Source organism: Vibrio sp. V12_P9A6T4 (assembly GCF_963874835.1).
GTDB classification, from domain to species: domain Bacteria; phylum Pseudomonadota; class Gammaproteobacteria; order Enterobacterales; family Vibrionaceae; genus Vibrio; species Vibrio anguillarum.
Map to the genome: position 1 here is coordinate 1 of NZ_CAWNJO010000019.1, position 2,684 is coordinate 2,684.

Annotated in this window: 3 protein-coding genes; 2 read left to right on the forward strand and 1 reads right to left on the reverse strand. The window is 39.0% G+C overall.

The genetic code is table 11. The annotated features are described in order from the left end of the window. The first annotated feature begins 637 nt into the window (after positions 1-637). The gene (locus tag AACQ42_RS00820; RefSeq protein WP_094165471.1) at positions 638-928 is read left to right on the forward strand and encodes a hypothetical protein; all 291 of its coding nucleotides are present in this window, start codon (positions 638-640) and stop codon (positions 926-928) included. Between the two features lie 153 nt (positions 929-1,081). Further along, positions 1,082-1,561 carry a hypothetical protein gene (locus tag AACQ42_RS00825; protein WP_094165473.1) on the forward strand — a complete coding sequence of 160 codons (480 nt, stop codon included), beginning with the start codon at positions 1,082-1,084 and terminating at the stop codon, positions 1,559-1,561. A 294-nt stretch (positions 1,562-1,855) separates the two neighbouring features. Here the strand turns inward: AACQ42_RS00825 and AACQ42_RS00830 are convergent, their stop codons facing one another. Next, the gene (locus tag AACQ42_RS00830) at positions 1,856-2,068 is read right to left on the reverse strand and encodes a hypothetical protein (protein ID WP_094165475.1); all 213 of its coding nucleotides are present in this window, start codon (positions 2,066-2,068) and stop codon (positions 1,856-1,858) included. Positions 2,069-2,684: the final 616 nt, after the last annotated feature.

Genomic DNA, 2,684 nt, shown 5'->3' on the forward strand with positions numbered 1-2,684 from the left:
GTAGTACAGGCATAACAAACAATTTAAGAGGGATTCTCAACGCTTGGCATTTTGGGTTCTACTTCAAGTTTTGTGTTTATGGCACAATGCTTTAGGTTAGGTGGAGGCGTTGTTCACCCCTTAATTGGGCGTTAGCTTAAAACAAATAAAATCAATTGTTTGCAGCCTGTTTTTTCTTCCCTTGGCAGCTCGTTCCGGTTTCTCGGCAAATCAGCATTGTTTGCCAACGCAAGTTTTGAGCAGTTGCCTCAATGGAGTTTTGGGATTGCGCGAGGTTAGCAAGCTTGGCTCAAAGTCGCTTTGGAAGTTTTGCTTTCGCTTTGAGTTCTCCGAAAATGTGTAATCAAAACTTATTAGTTTTCAAATCGCATGAAAGGCCACAAAGTTTGAATCAATTCGGGTTTTAAAACTCAAGCGGTTTGTTGGTTTCCCCAGATCGGGTTAATCTCAGGTTTGGTCAATCTAAGGTGCTGAAATTTAAGCTAACAAACTGCTTAAGAGGGATTCGCAATGCGTGGCATTTTCAGCATGCGGTGAGTTTTGTGATTAAGTCGGTGTGCGGTAGCTTTCGTAGTGCATTGCTCACCCCTTAGCAGGGCGTTAGCTATTGTTTTATTCAGCAGCAAGGAAATTAAAGATGTCAAAGTATCAATTTTTCTGTAAACCAAATTCAAATCGTAATGAATTTACTTATCTGGATATGAGTTCAGAAACTTATTTTTTTGAAAAGGAAGAACTCTTGATAACGGGGTTAGAAGTGGAAGGTGATACGATTTATGCTTCTTCTCCAGAAGAGGCTATTGATAAATTCAAATCAAATTTTTGTGAGCCTTTGAAGGATTATGCAAATTCAAATGTTGCAGGTGGATTGGCGACATTCATTTTTGAATCATTCAAATCATTCAAATCAGTCACTGGGAAAAAATAGCTAACAAACGGCTCAAGAGGGATTGCCAACGCTTGGCGGTTTTAGTGCAAAATTGAAGTTCAGTGTTTACGGTGTGTTTTTTGAGTTTGGCGGTGCGTTGTCAACCCCTTAGCCGGGCGTTATGTTTATCTAATTAACTAATGAGGAAATTTAATGGTCGTACTGTTTTCAGTTTTAGGTGTTATGGCCTATCTTTTCGGGTTTATGGTGTTTGGTACAGCAAAAAGTTCGATTCATGAAGGCGTTGCGCTGCTTGTTATCTTAAACGGTACCGTTTTCATTGTTGGAGCCGCTATAGTTCATTCAATTAAAAGTAATAGTGTCAAATCAGTAGAAAATGTTAAACCTAGTAGTGATCAAAAAATTGAACCTTCATTTTCTGAGGGTATCGATGAAAGGTTATCGAAGGATAATAATGATATTAAGCCTGAAGGGCCTTCTGAGAACATTGAAAATCAAGAAACACCTAAATCAAGCGTAAATTTGCAATTAATCAGCGAATTGAAAGGTAAGAAATTAAAGCTTGGTTTCAACTCTACTTTTAATGTCTGCGAAATATGTAGTCAATCCAACACAGGGCAGCTAGTAGAAAATCACTATGTTTGTAATGCTTGCAAAGATAAGTACTTGTAAAATATAAACATAACAAAGCATTTAAGAGTGATTCCCAACGCATGTCATTTTTCGTTCCATCGTTGGGTCTTGTGTTTAAGGTGGTATAGTTCAGTTTCGTGGTAGCGTTGCTCACACCTTAATGCGGCGTTAGCTGAGGTTAAGAAAAACCATAAAATTAAGCGCTTATTTTTTTAGTCTGAGGCTCTAGCTTTACACCTGAAAGTCAGCACTTTTCCGCGTATCTCGCCAGTGGCACTGTTCGTGAAGTACTTGAACTAACCGAAGTCTGTTTACGGGAAGTGGTGTGTTTGTTTATTTCTTTGGCGTGGCTTCTTTGGTTTTGAAGCTCTTTTGTGCTAAATGGATTTCGCGCACTTGGTTGTTGGCTTCTTCGAAAGGATTCTTTGTAAATTTAAGCTCTAGAAACTCGTCAAGTTTTGCTGTTATTTCTTCTTTGCCAAGTGCGTTTCGTGGATTAGGTTTTAGTTTCTCAGTTGTCCGTTTTACTTTGTCGCTTGAAAGCAATAATGTGTTTTAAATTAGGCCGTTGGGTAGTAAATCTCCGGCTAAAGTGCAGCAGCTAACAAACGGCTCAAGAGGGATTGCCAACGCTTGGCGACTTTAGTGCAAAATTGAAGTTCAGTGTTTACGGCGTGTTTTTTGAGTTCGGCTATGCGTTGTCAACCCCTTAGCCGGGCGTTAGGCAAGGTGAGTTTTTATCAGCTAAATCGAGTTGAAATTGAGCAGTAAATTCCATGTTTTGTGGCTTAACTTAAGCAATAAATAATCATCACATATTTGCTGTTTCTTGATCGCGTTGAGTTGCTTTTCGTTGTGAGTTTAGCGGCAAAATAACCTTCAGCATCCAAACGTCCGCCGAGCATGCTACGCTCGTCACTTTTCTTCCAAATCGCTCAATTTTAGTTTTTTGTTTCTTTGTTGATTTAGCATTTTGGTTTATAAATTAATCGGTTAGTTGGTTTTAAGTTTGTAAAAATCCCTGTTCTTTGGTTTTTAAAGTGTCGATGTCAATTGGTTGGCCTAACAAACGGCTCAAGAGGGATTGTCAACGCGTGGCGGCTTTAGTACAAAATTGAAGTTCAGTGTTTACAGTGTGTTTTTTGAGTTCGGCTATGCGTTG